15 protein-coding genes are annotated in these 19,593 nt (G+C 70.7%); 8 read left to right on the top strand and 7 right to left on the bottom strand.

The annotated features are described in order from the left end of the window. Positions 1–36 precede the first annotated feature (36 nt). The 3 genes from EV190_RS04240 to EV190_RS04250 form a co-directional block, all read right to left on the bottom strand. Positions 37–459, bottom strand: coding sequence for a roadblock/LC7 domain-containing protein (locus EV190_RS04240; RefSeq protein WP_133740018.1), 423 nt, complete (start codon positions 457–459; stop codon positions 37–39). Beyond that, positions 456–1,835 carry a sensor histidine kinase gene (locus tag EV190_RS04245; protein WP_133740019.1) on the bottom strand — a complete coding sequence of 460 codons (1,380 nt, stop codon included), beginning with the start codon at positions 1,833–1,835 and terminating at the stop codon, positions 456–458. Before EV190_RS04245 ends, EV190_RS04240 begins: the two co-directional genes overlap by 4 nt. Positions 1,836–2,501: 666 nt before the next feature. After that, entirely contained in the window at positions 2,502–3,974 is a 1,473-nt protein-coding gene (locus EV190_RS04250) for a CCA tRNA nucleotidyltransferase (RefSeq protein WP_133740020.1), read from the bottom strand. A 573-nt stretch (positions 3,975–4,547) separates the two neighbouring features. Between EV190_RS04250 and EV190_RS04255 the strand changes: the two genes are divergently transcribed. From EV190_RS04255 to trxA, 8 genes are all read left to right on the top strand, one after another. Beyond that, the gene (locus EV190_RS04255) at positions 4,548–7,097 is read left to right on the top strand and encodes a DUF6049 family protein (protein ID WP_208113016.1); all 2,550 of its coding nucleotides are present in this window, start codon (positions 4,548–4,550) and stop codon (positions 7,095–7,097) included. 101 nt (positions 7,098–7,198) lie between these two features. Next, entirely contained in the window at positions 7,199–8,932 is a 1,734-nt protein-coding gene (murJ, locus tag EV190_RS04260) for a murein biosynthesis integral membrane protein MurJ (protein WP_394345487.1), read from the top strand. Between the two features lie 183 nt (positions 8,933–9,115). Next, positions 9,116–10,906 carry a murein biosynthesis integral membrane protein MurJ gene (gene murJ / locus EV190_RS04265; RefSeq protein ID WP_133740186.1) on the top strand — a complete coding sequence of 597 codons (1,791 nt, stop codon included), beginning with the start codon at positions 9,116–9,118 and terminating at the stop codon, positions 10,904–10,906. Between the two features lie 245 nt (positions 10,907–11,151). Further along, positions 11,152–12,663 carry a protein kinase family protein gene (locus EV190_RS04270; RefSeq protein ID WP_243742319.1) on the top strand — a complete coding sequence of 504 codons (1,512 nt, stop codon included), beginning with the start codon at positions 11,152–11,154 and terminating at the stop codon, positions 12,661–12,663. Continuing rightward, the gene (sigM, locus tag EV190_RS04275) at positions 12,660–13,292 is read left to right on the top strand and encodes an RNA polymerase sigma factor SigM (RefSeq protein WP_208113017.1); all 633 of its coding nucleotides are present in this window, start codon (positions 12,660–12,662) and stop codon (positions 13,290–13,292) included. Before EV190_RS04270 ends, sigM begins: the two co-directional genes overlap by 4 nt. After that, positions 13,289–14,149 (top strand): anti-sigma factor family protein, encoded by an 861-nt coding sequence (locus EV190_RS04280; RefSeq protein ID WP_133740023.1) that lies wholly within the window; start codon positions 13,289–13,291, stop codon positions 14,147–14,149. Before sigM ends, EV190_RS04280 begins: the two co-directional genes overlap by 4 nt. 176 nt (positions 14,150–14,325) lie before the next feature. After that, positions 14,326–15,258 (top strand): thioredoxin-disulfide reductase, encoded by a 933-nt coding sequence (gene trxB, locus EV190_RS04285; RefSeq protein WP_133740024.1) that lies wholly within the window; start codon positions 14,326–14,328, stop codon positions 15,256–15,258. Between the two features lie 58 nt (positions 15,259–15,316). Further along, positions 15,317–15,640, top strand: coding sequence for a thioredoxin (gene trxA / locus EV190_RS04290; RefSeq protein WP_133740025.1), 324 nt, complete (start codon positions 15,317–15,319; stop codon positions 15,638–15,640). Positions 15,641–15,956: 316 nt separating this feature from the next. Here the strand turns inward: trxA and EV190_RS04295 are convergent, their stop codons facing one another. The 4 genes from EV190_RS04295 to EV190_RS04310 form a co-directional block, all read right to left on the bottom strand. Continuing rightward, positions 15,957–16,874 (bottom strand): ParB/RepB/Spo0J family partition protein, encoded by a 918-nt coding sequence (locus EV190_RS04295; protein ID WP_133740026.1) that lies wholly within the window; start codon positions 16,872–16,874, stop codon positions 15,957–15,959. A 34-nt stretch (positions 16,875–16,908) separates the two neighbouring features. After that, positions 16,909–17,742, bottom strand: coding sequence for a ParA family protein (locus EV190_RS04300; RefSeq protein WP_243742320.1), 834 nt, complete (start codon positions 17,740–17,742; stop codon positions 16,909–16,911). A 251-nt stretch (positions 17,743–17,993) separates the two neighbouring features. Next, on the bottom strand, positions 17,994–18,710 hold the full coding sequence (gene rsmG, locus EV190_RS04305) for a 16S rRNA (guanine(527)-N(7))-methyltransferase RsmG (protein ID WP_133740028.1): 717 nt from the start codon (positions 18,708–18,710) through the stop codon (positions 17,994–17,996). Positions 18,711–18,995: 285 nt separating this feature from the next. Further along, on the bottom strand, positions 18,996–19,490 hold the full coding sequence (locus EV190_RS04310) for a Jag family protein (protein WP_133740187.1): 495 nt from the start codon (positions 19,488–19,490) through the stop codon (positions 18,996–18,998). Between the last annotated feature and the right edge of the window lie 103 nt (positions 19,491–19,593).

Genomic DNA, 19,593 nt, shown 5'->3' on the forward strand with positions numbered 1-19,593 from the left:
TGCGCGTCCCTCCTGGGTGGTCGTCGGCGGCCGCGGTCAGTTGATGAGTGCTTCCCGTAGTTCACCCCGGAGCCTGGGGGTGAGCACGTGCCCGGTGTTCTCCACGAGCATCGCCATCTGGTACGCCACGACCTTCATGTCGCAGTCGCTGGCGGCCAGGACGGTCAGGCACGACCCGTCGCCGATCGAGGTGAGGAAGAGGTAGCCGCGCTGCATGCGGACGATGGTCTGCTCGCAGTCCCCCTGGTCGAACATGCGCGACGTGCCCTGCGCGAGGCTGAGCATCCCGCTGGCGACCGCCGCCAGCTGCTCGGCCTGCTCGGTGGGCAGCCCTCGGGAGCGGGCCAGCAGCAACCCGTCGGCCGAGACCACCGCGGCGTGGTTCACCCCCGCCACGTCCCGCACGAAGTTGTCGATGACCCAGTTGAACTTCTCGACCTCGGAACCCGAACCGGTCATTTCTCCACCGCCTTCCCCGGACCTGCTGCGCGCTCGTTCCCCTCGCCACCGCGCGCGACCCGCTCGGCCGCCTCGGTCTGCCCGCTGATGAAGCCGTCCAGGTCGGCGCGGATCCGCTCGGCGAAGCCGGGCGACCGCCCCGCCGCCGACGCGGCGGCCCGCTGGGGGCGACGGCCGCGCGCCGGCGCCGTCTCCTCCCCCTCCTCCGCGCTCCTCCCGCCGCGGCTCCGGCGCGGTTCCTCGACGGGCCTGCGGCGGGGCAGCTCCCACAGCTCGCCGTCGGCCCTCTCCGGGGCCCCGTGCCGCCGCGGCCCGTCCCGCTCGGGAGCGGGCTCCACGGGCACGTCCCGCCTCCGCTCGGGGTCCCTGCGGGGCAGACCGGTCGGCCCCACGGACGTGGCGGAGCCGGAACGGGGGACAGGGCCCCGGCGTGGTGCGGGAAGGCCCGGGGCCTGCGGCTCCACCGGAGCGGCCGGACCGCGCGGCGGACGCGGAACGGGACCGATCACCTCGGCCGGGACGCGGATGTGGGCGGTGGTCCCGCTGAAGGGCCTGGTCTGCAGCCGCACGCCGGCGCCCTGGCGGGCGGCGAGGCGGCTGACGACGTAGAGGCCCATGTGCCGGATGACCTCCTCGTTCAGCGAGGGCGGGGTCGCGAGCCACGTGTTGAGCTGGGCGAGGCGGTCGTCCGGTATCCCGATCCCGTCGTCGACGACCTCCATCAGGAGCGCGCCGTCCTCGGCCAGCCGTCCCCTGACCGTCACCGGGATGCTGTCCGAGGAGTTCGCGATGGCGTTGTCCAGCAGTTCGGCGATGAGGTGGCTGATGTCGTCCGCCGCCTCGGGGGAGATCGCCGTGTCCTCCGGAAGCTCCCGGGTCCGCACCCGGGTGTACTCACTGACCTCGGACATCGCGGCGCGGACGACGTCGAGCAGGGGGACCGCCTCGCGGTGCTTGCCCTCGACCCCGTGTCCCGCGAGGATCAGCAGGTTCTCGCCGTTGCGCCGCATACGGGTGGCGAGGTGGTCGATCTGGAACAGCACGTCGAGCTGTTCGGGGTCCTCCTCCTGCCGTTCGAGCCGTTCGACGAACGCCAGCAGGGAGTCGACGAGCGTGAGGTCGCGCATGGCCAGGCTCGCCAGCGCGGTGGGAAGCAGGTCCTCGGAGTCGTCCCGGTTCTGCGGCTCCGGGTCGCCCTGGGGCGGCCTCGACTCGGGCCGCGCCTGCCGGGCCGGGGGCTCCGGCGCCGGCGGGGCCTGCGCGGCTCTGCCCGTCAGCCACCGCCACCAGCGCTCACGGCGCGGTCGACCGCCTCTCGCGAGCCCGGGCGCGCCCTCCGGGGAGTGCGCGCGCTCGCCGTCGACGGGCTTCCCCATAACGCCATCCCCTTACTCTCCGTGAGAACGGAAGAATGCCATCCGTTCTCGCCGGACCGTGCCGGAACAGATCGGAACCTGCCCGTCAGAGGTGCTCCCCCTCGGGAACCCGGGATGACCACGGCGACCTTAGCAGCACCCGGGCGGAATTCTCGAGGGGTCGCAGCGGATGCTCCGGACCATCAGGCCGTACTCCCCGTCCACTCGTCTTCCGCGAATCCCGCAGGACAGAAGGGGCTATTCGATCGCGGGTTCGAAAATTGAATTCATTTCAATTTTTCGACAAATGCTAACTCTCAGTAGCGAAAAACGGATTGCGTTCAGCTTCGCCCTTCGCCGGAAGCCATCGATCGCGGCCGGGACGCGGCCTCCCGATTCCGGGCCGGGGCGGAACCAGGGGGACGGAACGTCTTACCCGGAAGGAGATACGCCGCGTCGCACGACTTTCCGCCGCAGACGCCCCCCATACCCCCGATAGGTGACCGATCGTTCACAACAGTGACAACGGAACGTAATGGACACAGGTGGAAGGACACTGGACGGTAACGATGGCGCGGAGGACCGGCCGGTTCCCCGGGGAAACGCCCCGCCCGACAACGGCAACGGGACCCGCCGGGCGGGGAAGACCGCGGCGGCGGCCTCCCCGCGGGTCCGGCGGTCCACCGCTCAGTCGACCCGTTCCTGCCCGGCGGCCCAGGCACGCAGCTCCTCGGCCGCGGCCTCCTTCCCCATGGGGCCGTTCTCCAGGCGCAGCTCCAGCAGGAACTTCCACGCCCGGCCCACGACGGGGCCGGGACCCACACCGAGGACCTCCTGGATCTCGTTGCCGTCGAGGTCCGGGCGGATCCGGTCCAGTTCCTCCTGCTGCTCCAGCTGCTCGATACGCAGTTCGATGTCGTCGTACGCGCGGGCCAGCGCGGCGGCCTTGCGCCTGTTGCGGGTGGTGCAGTCGGCGCGGGTCAGGATGTGCAGGCGCGACAGCAGCGGCCCCGCGTCGCGGGCGTAGCGGCGCACCGCGGAGTCGGTCCACTCGCCCTTGCCGTAGCCGTGGAACCGCAGGTGCAGGGCGACCAGCTTGCTGACGTCGTTCACGACGTCCTTGGGAAAGCGCAGCGCGCCCAGGCGGCTCCTGCTCATCGACGCGCCCACCACCTCGTGGTGGTGGAAGGTCACCCGGCCGCCCGACTCGAAGGCCCGGGTCTTGGGCTTGCCGATGTCGTGCAGCAGCGAGGCCAGGCGCAGCACCAGGTCGGGCGCCATACCGCGGGCGCGCTCCAGCTCGACCGCCTGGTCGAGGACCGTCAGCGAGTGCTCGTAGACGTCCTTGTGGCGGTGGTGCTCGTCAATGGCCAGCCTCATCCTGGGAAGCTCGGGGAGCACGTGGTCGGCGATCCCCGTGTCCACCATCAGGGCGACGCCGACCCGCGGCGCGGGACTCAGCAACAGCTTGACGAGCTCGTCGCGGACCCGTTCGGCCGAGACGATCCCGAGCCGGTCCGACATCGCGGTCGCGGCCTCCCGCACCGGTCCGTCGATGGCGAACCCCAGCTGCGCGGCGAACCGGACCCCCCGCATGATCCGCAGCGGATCGTCGCTGAACGAGTCCTCGGGCCTGCCGGGCGTGCGGAGCCTGCGCGCGGCCAGGTCCGCGAGCCCCCCGAACGGGTCCACGAACTCGCCGCCGGGAAGCCTGACCGCCATCGCGTTGACCGTGAAGTCGCGCCGGACCAGGTCCTCGTACAGCGAATCGCCGTAACTCACGTCGGGCTTGCGGGACTTGAGCCGGTAGGACTCGCTCCGGTAGGTGGTGATCTCCACCTGGTGGCCGTTCTTGCGCAGGCCGACGGTGCCGAACTCGATCCCGATCGTCCACACCGCGTCGGCCCAGCCGTCGACCAGTTCCAGGACGCGCTGGGGCACCGCGTCGGTGGTCAGGTCGATGTCGTGCACCTCACGCCCGAGCAGCGCGTCGCGGACGGGGCCGCCGACGACCGCCAGCTCGTGCCCCGCCCCGGCGAAGCGCTCCCCCAGTTCGGTGACGACCGCGCCGACCGAACCCAACAGCGAGGCGACCGCCGCCCGCTGCTCGCTCGTCAGCTCGGCCTCGGACTCCGCCGCAGCGGCCTGGGGATCGGGCATCCGATCCGGAAACGCAGTGTTCGACACAGGCACAGAGGTTACCGGCCCTGCCAGGCGGATCGACGGCGACAGGGGAACCGGCGGGAGCGGTCCGCGCGGACCCCGCGAAGTCGACATGCCGTCCCGCCCCGCCCTCCGGGTCCCTCTCCCGAGCCGGTTCCGGGGCCGCCGCCGGCGTCCGTCGGCGCTCCCGGGAGAACCCGGTCGCCGCCGCGGAGGACCCGGCCCCGGAACCGGCGCGGCCGACGCCGGACCGACTCGGGCGGACCAGGTTCCGGAACAACGGGGAAGGACCGCCCGGCCTCACCGAAAAGCGCGCCCGTCCCGGCACCGGGCCGCTCCGCAAGTTCTGCGAAGCCCGACCGTTAAGAGGTATCGTCAATCCGGGCGAGCGCACTCCCCGCGCTGTGCTTCCCGCCCACACTCACCCGAAGACATCCGGACTGAAGACCGTTGCCGCGGGCACCCGCCTCCACGGTTCATCACGACCTTACGGCGGCTCTCCTATCCTGTGGAGCCACCGGCGTGGCAGCTCCAGCCGGGCGTCGAACCCGATTCGGAAGACCCAGAGGCGTGCGTCGAATTGCTCACCTGGGCGCGGTCATGGCCACCGCCATCGCGGTGCTTCCGGCACTGACCCCGCTCCAACCCGCTCCGGCCGCGGCCGCTGTCGCGCCCGCGCCGTCCGCCCCCGGGGCCGTCCCGGCCGTGCCCTCCTCCGACGAGGACACCGAGAACCCGCCCCTGGTCATCTCCGAGATCACCCCCGAGGCGGTCGGTGAGAAGAGCACCGTCACCGTCACAGGACGCGTCAGCAACACCACCGAGAACCCCATCGGGGGCATCACGGTGCGGCTGCGCTACAACCTCTACCCGCTGGCCGACCGCGCCGCCCTCGACGCGCACGCGGAGGGGTCCTCCCCGGCCCCCTTCCAGTCGGGCCCCTCCGTCGAGATCGACGCCGACCTGCCTCCCGGCGCCTCGGCCCCGTTCGAACTCGAGGTCGACGCCGAGGACCTGGACCTGCGCGGCGGGTTCGGCGTCTACCCGCTGACCGTCGACGCGACCAGTGAGGACTCCGGCGAGATCGGCGTCCTGCGCACCTTCCTCCCCTACACCGCGGGCGAGGACACCGAGGCGCTCGAGGTCGCCTGGGTGTGGCCGCTCATGGACCGGCCCCGGCGCTCCGACGACGACACCTACCTCGACGCGGACCTGCCCGAGGAGCTGACCGGGGAAGGCCGGCTGGGCCGCCTGCTCAGCGCGGGCTCGCAGGACGGAGAGATCGACCCGACCTACACCGGCCCCGAGGAGGCCGAAGCGGACGCGGCCCCCGAGAACACGCAGAGCCCCTCGCCCTCCCCCCAGAGCAGCCCTTCGGCCTCCCCCGACGAGACGCCGGCGGACGAGGAGCAGACGGACGTCGAGCCCGCGCCCGAGACGGCGCCCAGCCCGGCCGACCCCGTCCCGATCACCTGGGCGGTGGACCCCGGCCTCCTCGACGACATCCAGCGCCTGGGCGCCGGCGGCTACTGGTCCGCCGAGAACACCCCGGAGACGGGAGCCGGTCCCGCCCTGGCCGAGCACGAGGCCAGCATCGAGGCCCGGGTCTGGCTGGCGCACGCCAGGCTGTGGCTCGCCGAGGACCCGCTGCTGGCCACCCCCTACGCGGACACCGACCTGCCCGCGCTGCTCGGCGCCGACCTCGAGGACGACGCGCAGGCGTCGATCACGCTGGGGCGCGAGACGGTGGCCGGGCTCCTGGGGCGCGAGGCCGACCCCTCGCTCGCCTGGCCCGCGCAGGGCACCATGGACGAGGCGACCCGCGACCTCCTGGCCGCCAACGGCGCCACCACCTTCGTCCTGGACGACTCCGCTCTGCCCGCGCGGCGCACGCTCGGCCACACCCCCTCCGCGGCCGCCTCCCTGCCCGTCCCCGACCGGGACGACGCCACCGCGCTCGTCGCGGACAGCGGTCTCACCCGCGTGCTGGGCGCCGACAGCCGGGCCCCCGGGTCGGCCACCCTCGCCCGGCAGCGGTTCGCCGCCGAGACCGCGATGATCAGCGCGGAGGGCGCCGGCTCCGACCGCACCCTCGTCCTGGCCCCGCCGCGCGACTGGGACCCCAGCCCGGAGTACGCCACCGGACTCCTCGAGGCCACCGAGGACCTGCCGTGGCTGGAGGCGGTCTCGCTCGCCGACGTCGAGGCCGACGCCGGGGGCACCGAGGAGCGGCAGGGACTCGCCTACCCCGATCAGGCGTCCGAAGCCGAACTCGACGACGACCACCTGGAGCGGGTCCACGACATCCGCCGCCAGGTGCAGCTGTTCAACAGCGCGCTCACCGAGGACGGCGACCCGTTCCGGCCCTCGGTCCTGCGGGTGGAGTCGGCCTGGTGGCGCGACGACGAGGAGCTGGGCGCCGCGGCCCTGGCCCGGGTCGGCGAGGCCGTGCAGGACGGCAAGGACAGCGTCCACGTCATCCCCGGCGACCCGATCACCCTGGCCAGCAAGAACGGCACCCTCGGCGTCCTGGTCGCCAACGACCTGAGCGACCACTCGGTGACGGTGCACCTGTCGATCTTCTCGGAGAACTCCGAGCGCCTGTCGATCGGCGAGTACACCAAGTCGATGGAGATCGGCCCCGGCGGCAAGACCACCGTCTACGTGCCGCTCTCGGCCACCGTCAACGGCCGCACCGTGCTGCACATGAGCCTGCACAACGCCGACGGCGAGCCGATCAGCGACGCCCAGACGATGATCCCCGTCAACGTCACCGGTCTGGGCACCGGCGCCCTGGTCATCAGCGGCGCCGCCGCGCTGGTCCTGGTCGCCGCGCTGGCCCCGCGCGCCGTGCGCAAGTGGACGCGCGAGCGGTCCGGGGTCGCCGAGGCCGCAGCGGGTCCCGACCCCGACGCCGGGGCCGACGCCGCGGCCGCCACGACCGATGGCCGCGGCGGGGACGCCATGCACGACAATGGCAGGGGCCCCGTCACCGCGGAAGCGGACGGGAACGAAGCCGTCCCCGCGGCCTCCGACGACCCGGCGGGCGCCTCGCAGGCGTCCGAGACGGCGCCCACCGAAGGCCAGGAGTCCGGCGGCGTCACCGACACCCGCCCCTGAGGCGGTCCGCCCCGGTCACGACGGGCCACGATGACCTTCCCCTGACGTAGCGAAGGCGACCGCGGCCGTACCCGCGGCCGCCACCGAAAGGAGCCCAGCCGGTGGCGACCGAAACCACGAACGGCGACGACGACCGCATCGGGCCCGACCCGCTGCCGCCCGAGCCCGCTCCGGAACCCGCCCCGGAGGCGGTGCCCGAGGAGACCGGCCCCTCCCGAAGCGGCATGATGCGCTCCAGCGCGGTCATGGCGGCCGGCACCATGGTCTCCCGGATCACCGGCTTCGGCCGCACGGTCGTGCTCGCGGCGGCCCTGGGCACCCAGCTGCTCGGCGACGCGTACAACGTCGCGAACACCATCCCGTTCATCATCAACGACCTGCTCATCGGCGGTCTGATGGCGAGCGTGATCGTGCCGTTCCTGGTCAAGCGGCGCAAGCGGGACTCCGACGGGGGCAAGGCCACCGAGGACCGGCTGTTCACCGGGGCGGTCCTGCTGCTGTTCGCGGTGACCGCCGCCGCGATCGCCGCCGCCGAGGTGCTCATCACCGTGTACGCGGACAGCTTCCTGCCCGCGCAGGCCGAGGTGTCGGTCTACCTCGCCCGGTTCCTGCTGGCGCAGATCTTCTTCGTCGGTCTGAGCGGCCTGATCAGCGCGATGCTGAACACCCGCGACAGGTTCGGCGCGCCGGTGTGGGCTCCGGTGCTGAACAACCTGGTGATCATCGCGGTCGGCGTGCTCTTCCTGCTCGTGGCCACCGGTGACTCGGTGGAGACCGTGACCGACGCCGACCTGGTCCTGCTGGGCGCCGGCACCAGCTGCGGCATGCTGCTGCAGACGGTCGTCCTGTTCGGGTCGCTGTGGCGCGCGGGCTACCGCTGGCGCCCGCGCCTGGACCTGCGCGGTTCGGGCCTGGGCGAGGCGCTGCGCACCGCGGGCTGGATGTTCCTGTACACCTGCATGACCCAGGTGGGCTTCGTCATCACCACCAACATCGCCGCCGCCGCGAACGTGGCGAGCGCGGAGAGCGGCGTGGACGCCGGCGCGGGCATCACCGCCTACAACTACGCGTACCAGCTGTTCCAGCTCCCCTACGCGATCATCGCGGTCTCCCTGATCACGGTGCTGCTGCCGCAGATGAGCGGGTTCGCGGCCGACGGGCGCTGGGACGAGGTGCGCGCCGGGTTCTCCCGAACGCTGCGCGTCTCCGCCCTGGTCCTGGTCCCGCTGGGGGCGGCCATCGCGCTGTACGCCACCGAGGTCTCGGTGCTGCTGTTCGCCCGCGGCAACACCTCGGTCGCCGACGCCGAGAACATCGGCTTCGTTCTGACGATCATGGCGCTGGGCCTGGTGCCCTTCACCGTCTTCCAGCTGATGCTGCGGGTGTTCTACGCGCTGGGCGACACCCGCACGCCCGCGATGCTGAGTATCGCCAACGTCGTCGTGCACGGCGCGGTGGCCGTGCTCGCCTACCTGACGCTGCCGCCCTCCCAGGTGATCGGCGGGGTGGCCGCCGGGTTCATGTTCTCCTTCCTCACCGGCCTGGTCATCGCGGGCCTCGTCCTCAGCCGCCGCCTGGGCGGCCTGGACGGGCGCCGCGTCCTCGGCACGCTCGTCCGGCTGCACCTGGCGACCGTGCCCAGCGTCCTGGTCGGCTGGGGCGTCCTGGTCCTGGCCGGCCGCTGGCTCGAGCCGGGCCTGCTCGTCAACATCGGCGCCCCGGTCGTCGGCTGCCTGCTGGCCCTGCCCGTGTTCCTGCTGTTCGCCCGGCTGCTGCGGGTGAGCGAACTCCAGGCCGTGGTGGAACTGGTCCGGGGCCGGCTGCGGCGCGGCTGACGCGGACGGCGCCGGGCGCCCTGTTCCGGCGCCGCCCGCACCGATACGATCGCCACCGTTCGACCCCCCGTCCGGGTCCGTGCCCCCTGCCCCAGCGGCACGGACCCGGCGATCCCCTTTCGACAGGAAGACCCCGCGGTGGCCAGCGAAACCCCCGAGCATCCCCGGCGCCCCCGGATACCGATGCCCGAAGAGGTGCTCGACGCCATCGAGCGCACCGAGCCCGCGGGCGAACCCGAACCCGGCCTGACCACCCTGCGCGACCCCAGCGACATCGGCGACCTCGGCACCGCCGACCGCCCCGGTGAAGAGGGCGACGAGATCGGCGGCGCCGCGCACGCCGCGCCCCCGAACCTGCTGCGCTCCAGCGCGGTCATGGCCGTGGGCACCGTGTTCTCCCGCGCCACCGGGTTCATCAGGACGATCGTGCTGGCCGCCGCGGTCGGCACCCAGCTGCTCGGCGACGCGTACCAGACCGCCAACATGGTGCCCTTCGCCGTCTACGACCTGCTCATCGGCGGTCTGCTCGCCAGCGTCTTCGTGCCGTTCCTGGTCAAGCGCAAGAAGCAGGACCCCGACGGCGGCGCGGCCACCGAGCAGCGGCTGTTCACCGTGATGCTGCTCGGCCTGCTCGCCGTCACCGTCCTGGCGTCGCTGGCCGCGCCGTGGCTGATCAGCCTGTACGCGGGCGAGTTCCGGGGCGACCAGTACGACGTCTCGGTGTACCTGGCGCGCTTCCTGCTGGCGCAGATCTTCTTCATCGGCGCCAGCGGGATCGCCAGCGCGATGCTGAACACCCGCGACAGGTTCGGCGCGCCGATGTGGGCGCCGGTGCTGAACAACCTGGTGATCATCACCGTCGGCCTGCTGTTCCTCTTCGTCGTCGCCGGGCCCGGCCGCACCCCCGAGACCGTCGGGCAGCAGGGGCTGACGCTGCTGGGCCTGGGCACCACCGCCGGGCAGGTCCTGCAGTGCGCGGTGCTGCTGTGGGCTCTGCGCGCGGCCGGCTTCACGTGGCGCCCGCGCCTGGACCTGCGCGGTTCCGGCCTGGGCGAGGCGGTGCGCACCGCCTCCTGGATGATGCTGTACATCGGCGTGGCCCAGGCGGGCCTGCTGGTGACCACCAACGTGGCGACCCGGGCGGGCGCCCGGGTGGCCGCCGAGAACGGCGGGGAGGCGGCGGGAGCGGGCATCACCGCCTACCAGTTCGCCTCGATGCTGTTCCAGCTCCCCTACGCGATCATCGCGGTGTCGGTGATCACCGCGCTGCTTCCCCGGATGAGCGGGCACGTCGCCGAGGGGCGCAGGGACCTGGTCCGCTCGGACTTCTCCCGGGGCTTCCGGTTGGCGTCGGTGCTGCTGGTGCCCGTCTCGCTGGCGATGGTGGTGTTCGCCGTCCCGTTCTGCGTGCTGGTCTACGCGCGGGGCAGCACGTCCGCCGAGGACGCCGCGGGCATCGGACTGATCCTGATGGTCTTCGCGGTGATGCTCATCCCGTTCACGCTCTTCCAGTTGCAGATGCGGGTCTTCTACGCGCTGGGCGACACGCGCGCGCCCGCCCTGTTGGCGATCCCCGCCGAGGCCGCGCACGCGGCGACCGCGATCGGCCTGCTGTTCCTGGCCCCCGCCGACATGATCGTGGTGGGCCTGCCGGTGGCGTACGGGCTCTACTACATCGTCGGCGCGATTCTGGCCTGGATACTGCTGCGCCGCCGCCTCAACGGTCTGGAGGGCCGCGCCACCGTGCGTACTCTGGTCCTGCTGCACGTGGCGTCCATCCCCAGCGTGGCGTTCGGAGTGGCGATGATCTTCCTCTTCCGGTCGGTGGACGGCGCCGTGGTCTCGAACCTGCTGCCCGTCTTGCTCGGGGGCGCGGTCGGTGCGATCCTTTTCATCTTCACCGCCAAAGTCCTCAGGGTGACCGAAGTCACAACCTTCCTGGACATGGTGCGAACTCGCCTGCTAGGGCGCTGATCACCAGGAACGCATGACGGTGGGTACCGTCGAAAGGACCTGTATGAACGGCATGTCCCGAAGTCCTGTCCTCCTAACGGCACGGTCAAGCGTCCTAGCATGGAACGGCGTGACTCTGCTCCAAGACCCAGTTTCCTCCAAGCTGCCCGAAGGGAGGTCGGGGACAGGCGCCACGGCCCGACACCACGGAGGTCCCCTCCTCCCCGTCGGTCCTCCAGCCCGTCACTCCCGGTATGAGCACCTTCATGATTGAGCCCGGTGCGCGGCTCGCCGGTCGCTACCGACTCGACGAGTTGGTGAGCGAGACCAGCGGAGCCGCGCTGTGGAAGGCCACCGACGAGACCCTCGCACGCCAGGTCGGTGTGTGGACGTTCGCCGACGGCTTCGGCCGCACCGACGAAGTGGTGCGCGCGGCCCGCGCGGCCAGCCGCATCGCGGACGCCCGCGTCACCCAGGTCTTCGACGCGGACGACTCCGGCCCCACCACGTACGTGGTCCAGGAGTGGATCTCCGGCCAGTCGCTGTCGGACCTGCTCCGCAACGGCCCGCTGGAGCCCGAGCGCGCGGCCGGCCTGGTCGCCGAGGCCGCCGAGGCGGTCACCGCCGCGGCCGCGGCCGGAATCCACCACCTGTGCCTGACCCCGGGCAAGCTCATCTGGAGCAGCGGCGGCGCCGTCAAGGTGACCGGCGTCGGGGTGGACGCCGCGCTCCAGGGCATCAGCTCCGGCGACCCCGCGGTCGTCGACGCCCAGGGCCTGGGCCGCCTGCTGTACGCCGCGCTCACCGCGCACTGGCCGGGCCCCGAGCAGACCTCGCTGCGCCCCGCCCCCATCGTCTCGGGCCGCCCCTGCGAGCCCAGCCAAATCAGGGCCGGCATCCCGACCCGCCTCAACGAGATCGTCTGCCGCGCGGCCTTCCAGGCGAGCGGGCGGGAGGGGCCCCTGCGCACCGCGCAGGACGTCGCCGACACCCTCGCGGACGTCCCCCGGATGGTCCCGCTGCCGCTGGCCGAGGCCGCGCCCGCGCCGCAGCCTGTGCGGGGCACCTCGCGCACCTCCGGACAGCTCGGCATGGCCACCGAGAACGACCTCCTGCCCCCGCGCCCGCCCCGGCGCCGCGCGGCGCCCCCTCCGCCTCCCCCCACCTCCCTGACGAACAAGATCCTCATGGGCGCGGTGGCCCTGCTGGTCTTCGTCGCCGTGGTGATGGGCGCCTGGGTCGTGGGCGCCAACATGAGCGGCGGTACCGGCGGCACCGACGTCGAGAACGCGTCGGTCCCCGAGGAGGACGAAGAGACCGAGCTCCAGGTGATCACACCGGCGAGCGCGACCGGCTTCGACCCCCCTCCGGGGGACAGCGACGAGCACAACGACAAGGCCTCCCTGGCCATCGACGGCGACCCCTCGTCCTCCTGGAACACCCAGGGGTACAACAGCGCGGAGTTCGGCAACCTCAAGAGCGGTGTGGGCCTGCTGGTCGACATGGGCGCGGAGGTGGAGCTCCACGAGATCGACATCACCTTCGGAAGCGGCGCCCACAACGCCTCGGTCTACGTGCGCGGCGACGCGGGCGGTGTTCCGGGCGAGGGCGAACAACCGCAGTGGCAGGGGTCTGGAGTAAGCGGGGAGGTCCCCGTTAAGCTGGACCAACCCGTCACCGGGCGGTACGTGGTCGTCTGGTTCTCCGCTCCGCTCCCCCAGGACGACGGCAGCTACCGGGGCGTCATCAACGAGGTCGAACTACGCGGAATTCAGTGAGCACGGTGACCGACGCGGTTCAGGAGCTCTCCGACAAGGAACTGCTGTTCAGGCACAACCAAGGTGACAAGTACGCTTTCGGCGAGCTTGTGAAGCGGCACCGCTCGCGGATGTGGGCGGTGGCCATCCGCGTGCTCGGCGATCAGGAGGAGGCCTCCGACGCGCTCCAGGACGCCTTCCTGTCCGCGTTCAGGGGCGCCCACCGCTTCCGCGGCGAGGCCATGGTCAGCACCTGGCTGCACCGCATCGTCGTCAACGCCTGCCACGACCGGCTGCGCCGCAAGATGGTCCGCCCCGCGGTCCCCACCGACGACGCCAACCTCGACATCCTCTCCAACGACCGCCTCAAGAACACCGTCTCCGACCCCACCAACCGCAGCGACGCCGCCATGGACGTGCACGCCGCGTTGGAGCACCTCCCCGTCGAACAGCGGCTCGCCCTCATCCTCGTGGACATGCTCGGCTACCGGGTGGACGAGGCCGCGCAGATCCTGGAGATCGCCTCGGGAACGGTCAAGAGCAGATGTGCCCGGGGACGCGCGCGACTTCTGCCATATCTTTCCCATCTCAGGAACCCTGGGGACGCCACAGACGTCACATCTCCGAGAGGAGGTGGCAGGAGATCGTGACGTCTCATGTCGACCCGGAGACACTCGCACTATTCGCCGAAGGGCTGCTGGACGAGGACGAGGAACAGCAGGTACGCGCCTGTCTGGCCGAATCCGAGGAGACCAGGGCACAGCTCTCGGCGTTGACCGAAGTGTCACAGATCCTGGCGGCCGCACCGGTGCCGCCAATGCCCGACGGGCTCATTTCACGCATCGACGAAGCGCTGCGCGCGGAGTCGGACCAGCACACCGCGGCCTCGGACGACGGCTACGCGCCGCCGCCCTCGGTCGACGACGTCGCGGACGTGGTTCCGCTGCGGCGGAAGCGCGGGCCGGCCCGCTGGATGCCCTACCTCGTGGCGGCCGCCGCGGTGGTCTTCGTCCTCGGAGCGGGCGCCGCGGTGCTCAACGGCCTCTCCTCCTCGACCGGCGGCGGGGACACGGCGGCCCAGGCGCCCCAGGAGGCGGCCGAGCCCGACACGGCGCTGTCCTACCAGCTCTCCGTGGTCTCCAGCGGCACCGACTACACCGCCGCCGACCTCCCCGGGCAGGGCGCGTCGGTCCTGGAGCGCTCCGTCGTCCGGGACGGCCCCGCGACTCCGGGCGGGGACGCCGAGGAGGCCGCCCCGCTCCAGGAGCAGCCCTTCTCCGCCGAGGTCTCCTCGTGCGTGGGCACGCTCAGCAGGACCTACCCGGCCCAGCCCGTCCTGATCGACCTCGCGTCCTACGAGGGCCACCCCGCCTGGATCATGCTCTATCCCATCGCGGAGGGCACCGGTGCGGGAGGTCACGAGCTCCTGGTCGTCGGACCGGACTGCGCCGAGGGAACCGACCCCGCCGCCGCGGTCATCGCGACGGCCGTCATTCCCTCGGACTGACCCGCGGCGGGGCCGGTCCCACGGGGGTCTCCCCGATGGGACCGGCCCCGCCGTACCGGTTCGAGGGCCAACCCCCACACTCGTGCCCGGACGGGAATCACGGACGCCTACCATCGGTTGAAGTGAGAGTCTTCCTGTCGCAACGACAGAACGAGTGTTCAAGGGGTCTGACAGCTGTGAGCGACGTCCGTAACGTGATCATCATCGGATCGGGGCCCGCGGGCTACACCGCAGCCGTGTACGCGGCCCGCGCCGAGCTGAACCCTCTCGTGTTCGAAGGTTCCATCACGTCGGGTGGTGCGCTGATGAACACCACCGACGTGGAGAACTACCCGGGCTTCCCTGACGGCATCATGGGCCCGGACCTGATGGACAACATGCGCAAGCAGGCCGAGCGGTTCGGCGCCGAACTCGTCCCGGCCGACGTCACCGAGGTCGACCTCTCGGCCACCCCCAAGGTGGTCAGGTCCGGTGACGAGACCTACTACGCGCACACGGTGATCGTCGCCACAGGCTCCCAGCACCGCAAGCTCGGGATCCCGGGTGAGGACCAGTTCTCCGGCCGCGGCACCTCCTGGTGCGCCACCTGCGACGGCTTCTTCTTCCGTGACCAGGACATCGCCGTCGTCGGCGGCGGCGACACCGCGATGGAGGAGGCCACCTTCCTCACCCGCTTCGCCCGGTCCGTGACGATCATCCACCGCCGCGAAGAGCTGCGCGCCAGCAAGATCATGCAGGAGCGCGCGTTCGCGAACGACAAGATCACGTTCGTCTGGAACAGCGAGGTCACCGAGGTCCTCGGCGAGACCAAGGTCAACGCGGTGCGGCTGCGCAACCGGGAGACCGGCGAGGAGAGCACCCTCGACATCACCGGCCTGTTCATCGCGGTGGGCCACGACCCGCGGGTGGAGCTCTTCGAGGGGCAGCTCGACCTCGACGAGGACGGCTACCTCAAGGTCGCCTCCCCCACCACCAAGACCAACATCCCCGGCGTGTTCGCCTGTGGCGACGTGGTCGACCACAGCTACCGCCAGGCCATCACCGCCTCTGGCACCGGTTGCGCCGCGGCCCTGGACGCCGAGCGCTACCTCGCGCACCTGGCCGGCTGATCAGGCCCGTCGCATCCCGACTTTCCCGGCACCACCCCCGAGAACAAGGAGAATTCCGATGAGCTCCCTGCAGAGCGTCACCGACGACACTTTCGACGAGGTCGTTCTCAAGAGCGACCTGCCGGTACTGGTCGACTTCTGGGCCGACTGGTGCGGTCCCTGCAAGATGCTCGCCCCGGTTCTGGAGCAGCTCGCGGCGGAACAGGAGGGCAAGCTGACCATCGTCAAGCTGAACGCCGACGAGAACCAGGAAATCGCGCGCCGGTACGACGTGATGGGACTGCCCACCCTCAACCTGTACAAGAACGGCGAGGTCGTGAAGCAGCTCGTCGGGGCCAAGCCCAAGCGCCTCATCGAGAAGGAGATCGCGGAGTACCTCTAAAGGGCTTCTCCGCCGGATGACCACCCGGCGGCCGCGAACACGCCGGTCCCGTGTTTCACGTGAAACACGCCCGGGCCCCGGAGACGTGCTGTGGCACGCCGCCGGGGCCCGGCTCTTTTCGCCCTCCTGTCACGGACGACTCGAAGCCCTCGGCGCAGTCCGGGTCCCGCGGCAGCGGAGACCGCGCGTCACCCGGCCCTCCGCCGGGCGCGCCCGGGTCGTCCGGGGAGTCCCCACCGCGATTCCGGTACGGGCCCGCCGACGACGGAGGGCCCCGGATCACGACAGATCCGAGGCCCTCCCTGTGAGCCGTGGATCAGTTGGGGCTCTGCTCGGGGGCCATGGTCGCGATGATGCGCTCCAGGTCCTCCATGTCCGCGAACTCCACGACGATCCGGCCCTTGTTCCGGCTCATGTTGACCTTCACGCGGGTGTCGAAGACATCGGAAAGACGACTTGCCAACTCCTCGATCTGCGGAGAAGGCGTCTTCTTGTGAGGCGGTCTGCGAGGTTCGGTCGGAGTGTCGTCCTCACCGAGCTGGATGGTCTCCTCCAGCATCCGCACCGAGAGGCCCTCCTCGACGATGCGCTGGGCGAGGCGGTCCTGCAGACCCGGGTCCTCAACTCCGAGCAGGGCACGGGCATGCCCCGCGGTGATGACCCCCGCGGCGACCCTGAGCTGGACCGCCGGAGAGAGGTTCAGCAATCGCAGGGTGTTGCTGATGTGCGGACGGGACCGCCCGATCCGCTTGGCCAGCTCGTCGTGGGTCACCCCGAAGTCGTCCAGGAGCTGCTTGTAGGCCGCGGCTTCTTCCAGCGGGGTGAGTTCCTGCCGGTGCAGGTTCTCCAACAGGGCGTCACGCAGCAGGTCGTCGTCGGAGGTCTCGCGTACGATCGCCGGAATCCGTTCGAGACCGGCTCTCTTGCTCGCCCGTAGGCGCCGCTCCCCCATGATCAGCTCGTACTTGGCCTCGCCGTCCCCCGGCTTCTCCACCTTGCGGACGACGATGGGCTGGAGGAGTCCGACCTCGGAGATCGAGGCCGTCAACTCCTCGAGGGCGTTCTCGTCGAAGACCTCCCGGGGCTGCCGGGGGTTGGGGGTCACTTCGGCGAGCAGGACCTCCTCCAGGTAGGCCCCGACGATGGGCTCGACAGCGGTCGGATCCGCCTCCGGCAGACCCTGCGGAATGAGCGCGCTCAGTCCCTTGCCAAGACCGCGCCGCTGCTGGCTCAACGCAATCTCCCTTCAGATTGCTCGGGGCGTCGCATCAACGGTTCCCTACGAGGTTCTGCGCCCGGAAGGCCAGTTCCCGCCCGGCGTCCAGGTAGGCCACCGCACCGGTCGACGCCGGGTCGTAGGTCATCACCGACTGGCCGTAGCTCGGGGCTTCGGAGACGCGCACGCTGCGGGGAATCATTGTTTTCAGTACCAGGTCGTCGAAGTGCCCCCGGACCTCCTCAGCGACCTGCGACGCCAACCGGGTTCGGCCGTCGTACATGGTGAGCAGGATCGTGGAGATGGCGAGTTCGGGGTTGAGGTGCGATTTCACCAGATCGATGTTGCGCAGCAGTTGTCCCACGCCTTCCAGCGCGTAGTACTCGCACTGGATGGGGATCAACACCTCTTCGCACGCGACCATGGCGTTGACCGTCAGCAGCCCCAGAGAGGGCGGGCAGTCGATCAGAATGTAGTCGAGTTCGTCGTAGTCGTAGGCGCTGAAGGCGCGCTTCAACCGGGATTCCCGGGCCACCAGGGAGACCAGTTCGATCTCCGCGCCGGCCAGGTCGATCGTGGCGGGCACACACCAGAGGTTGGGGACATCCGGTACCGGACGGGCCAGCTCCCGGAGGTCCTCGTCCTCCACCAGGCAATGATAGATCGAACGGGACTCCGAGGTGCGCTCCATGCCCAGGGCTGTGGACGCGTTGCCCTGCGGATCGAGGTCCACGACGAGGACCCGGTTGCCGTGCATCGCAAGCGCGACCGCGAGGTTCACGGTGGTGGTCGTCTTACCGACGCCGCCCTTCTGGTTGGCGACACTCATGATCCGGCAGCGCCCCGGACGCGGCCAGGTCTCGTCGGCCCTCCCGCGTACACTCATCGCCGCACGAGCCGCCCGCGCGATCGGCGTGTCGATCTCCATGTCGAGCCCGCCACCGGCCCTCTTGGCGGAGCGGGAGCCTGCGTCGGGCGTGGTTTCACGTGAAACATGAGCCCCGGACATGTCGACCTCGACAGGGACAGGGAAGGCGCTGCCCTCGGTCGGAAAGGTTTCACGTGAAACAGCCGACTCAGAGTTGGTTTCACGTGAAACGTAGGCGCCGTCGGAGTGGTTGTAGGGCACGAATGAGTTCACCTCTTCCGTCCTCGCTTCTTCCTTCCGCCCGGCGCCCGTTGGGACCTGGGCGGAGTCGCCTTGCTGGTTCCGGCCTCGAGCTCAGTCGTGACCGTGACGCGAACGACCGTGGTGGCGGGATTGACCTTACCGCCACCGACTCGGATCACATCTGCGACGCAAGGACGCTGTTTGGACAAATCTTGACGGGCGGCATCCAACTCGGCCTCCGCCTGCTCCCCCTTCATGGCGAGCAGGCTTCCGCCTTCTCGCAGCAGCGGCAGCGCCCATCCGGCGAGTCTCGGCAGTGGAGCCACGGCTCTCGCCGTGACGAAGTCCGCCCGTAGCTCCCGTCTGACCTCTTCGGCCCGTCCTCGGCGAACGGTGACGTTCTCCAGGCCCAACAGATCCACACACTCCTCCAGGAACACGGTCCGACGCAGCAGCGGCTCGAGCAGCGTCACGGCCAGGTCCGGGCGCAGAATCCCCAACACCACGCCGGGAAGTCCCGCTCCCGAACCGATGTCGATGACATCCGCCCCCTTGGGAAGCAGCTCCTCCACCACGGCGCAGTTCATCAGATGCCGTTCCCACAGTCGAGGCACCTCCCGCGGCCCGATCAACCCGCGTTCGACCCCGGCGTCCGCAAGGAGGTCGGCATACCGCTGTGCCACCGGCAGCACTTCACCGAACAACTCCCGAGCACCCTCGGACGGGACGACATGCCCGGTCATCAGTTACCACCTTGGCCTTTTCAGCGGGACGATCAAGCAGAGTTCGACAGAGCGCCAGGTCCGCGGATCGACAGATCGACAAAGCGGCGCCCTCCCCGATCTTATGCGCGCCTGACACGCCACTTCCGTCTCGCGGTCGGCGTGTGAGTCTTTTCAGCCGTCCACGCCACCCGAAAAGTCGAGCGCCGCATGTTTCACGTGAAACATGCGGCGCTCGACTTTGGCAAAAATTTACGGGGGTGTACTCAACGGGAGCTTCCCGCCGGGGGATTCACTGGCCGGGGGTCAGCCCACCGGGTGGACCACGACGTAGCGGTTGGGCTCCTCGCCCTCGGACTCGCTGCGCAGGCCCGCCGCGGCGATGGCGTCGTGTACCACCTTGCGCTCGAACGGAGTCATCGGAGCCAGCGGCTTGACCTCTCCGGTCTTCTTGACCTCTGCGGCGGCCTCGGCCCCCACCTTGGTGAGGGCCTTGCGGCGGGAGTCCCGGAAGCCGCCGATGTCGAGCATGAGGCGGCTGCGGTTGCCGGTCGCGCGGTGGACGGCGAGACGGGTCAGCTCCTGGAGCGCCTCCAGGACCTCCCCCTTCTCACCGATCAGTTCGTCCAGTGTGGCCCCCACGACGGAGACCATGGCCCGATCGCCTTCGACGTCCATGTCGATGTCGCCGTCGAAGTCGGCGATATCGAGCAGGCCCTCGATGTAGTCGGCGGCGATGTCGCCCTCGTTCTCAAGCGCCTCGACGTCGATGTCGACGGTCTCCTCCGGCGCCTCGGCCACTGCCACGGCGGCGCCGGTCTCCTCCACGCCTTCGGTGTTGCTGTCGCTCACGGCGAGCTTTCTCCTTATGTCGCGGTCTGATGCGCGGACCTGTACGGGATGC

Source organism: Actinorugispora endophytica (genome assembly GCF_004363075.1).
Lineage (GTDB): Bacteria > Actinomycetota > Actinomycetes > Streptosporangiales > Streptosporangiaceae > Actinorugispora > Actinorugispora endophytica.

Coding starts and splice junctions, on each gene's coding strand:
- EV190_RS04240 (WP_133740018.1), bottom strand. CDS start 459: ATGACCGGTTCGGGTTCCGAGGTCGAGAAGTTCAACTGGGTCATCGAC.
- EV190_RS04245 (WP_133740019.1), bottom strand. CDS start 1,835: ATGGGGAAGCCCGTCGACGGCGAGCGCGCGCACTCCCCGGAGGGCGCG.
- EV190_RS04250 (WP_133740020.1), bottom strand. CDS start 3,974: ATGCCCGATCCCCAGGCCGCTGCGGCGGAGTCCGAGGCCGAGCTGACG.
- murJ (WP_133740186.1), top strand. CDS start 9,116: ATGCCCGAAGAGGTGCTCGACGCCATCGAGCGCACCGAGCCCGCGGGC.
- EV190_RS04270 (WP_243742319.1), top strand. CDS start 11,152: ATGATTGAGCCCGGTGCGCGGCTCGCCGGTCGCTACCGACTCGACGAG.
- trxA (WP_133740025.1), top strand. CDS start 15,317: ATGAGCTCCCTGCAGAGCGTCACCGACGACACTTTCGACGAGGTCGTT.
- EV190_RS04300 (WP_243742320.1), bottom strand. CDS start 17,742: ATGAGTGTACGCGGGAGGGCCGACGAGACCTGGCCGCGTCCGGGGCGC.
- rsmG (WP_133740028.1), bottom strand. CDS start 18,710: ATGACCGGGCATGTCGTCCCGTCCGAGGGTGCTCGGGAGTTGTTCGGT.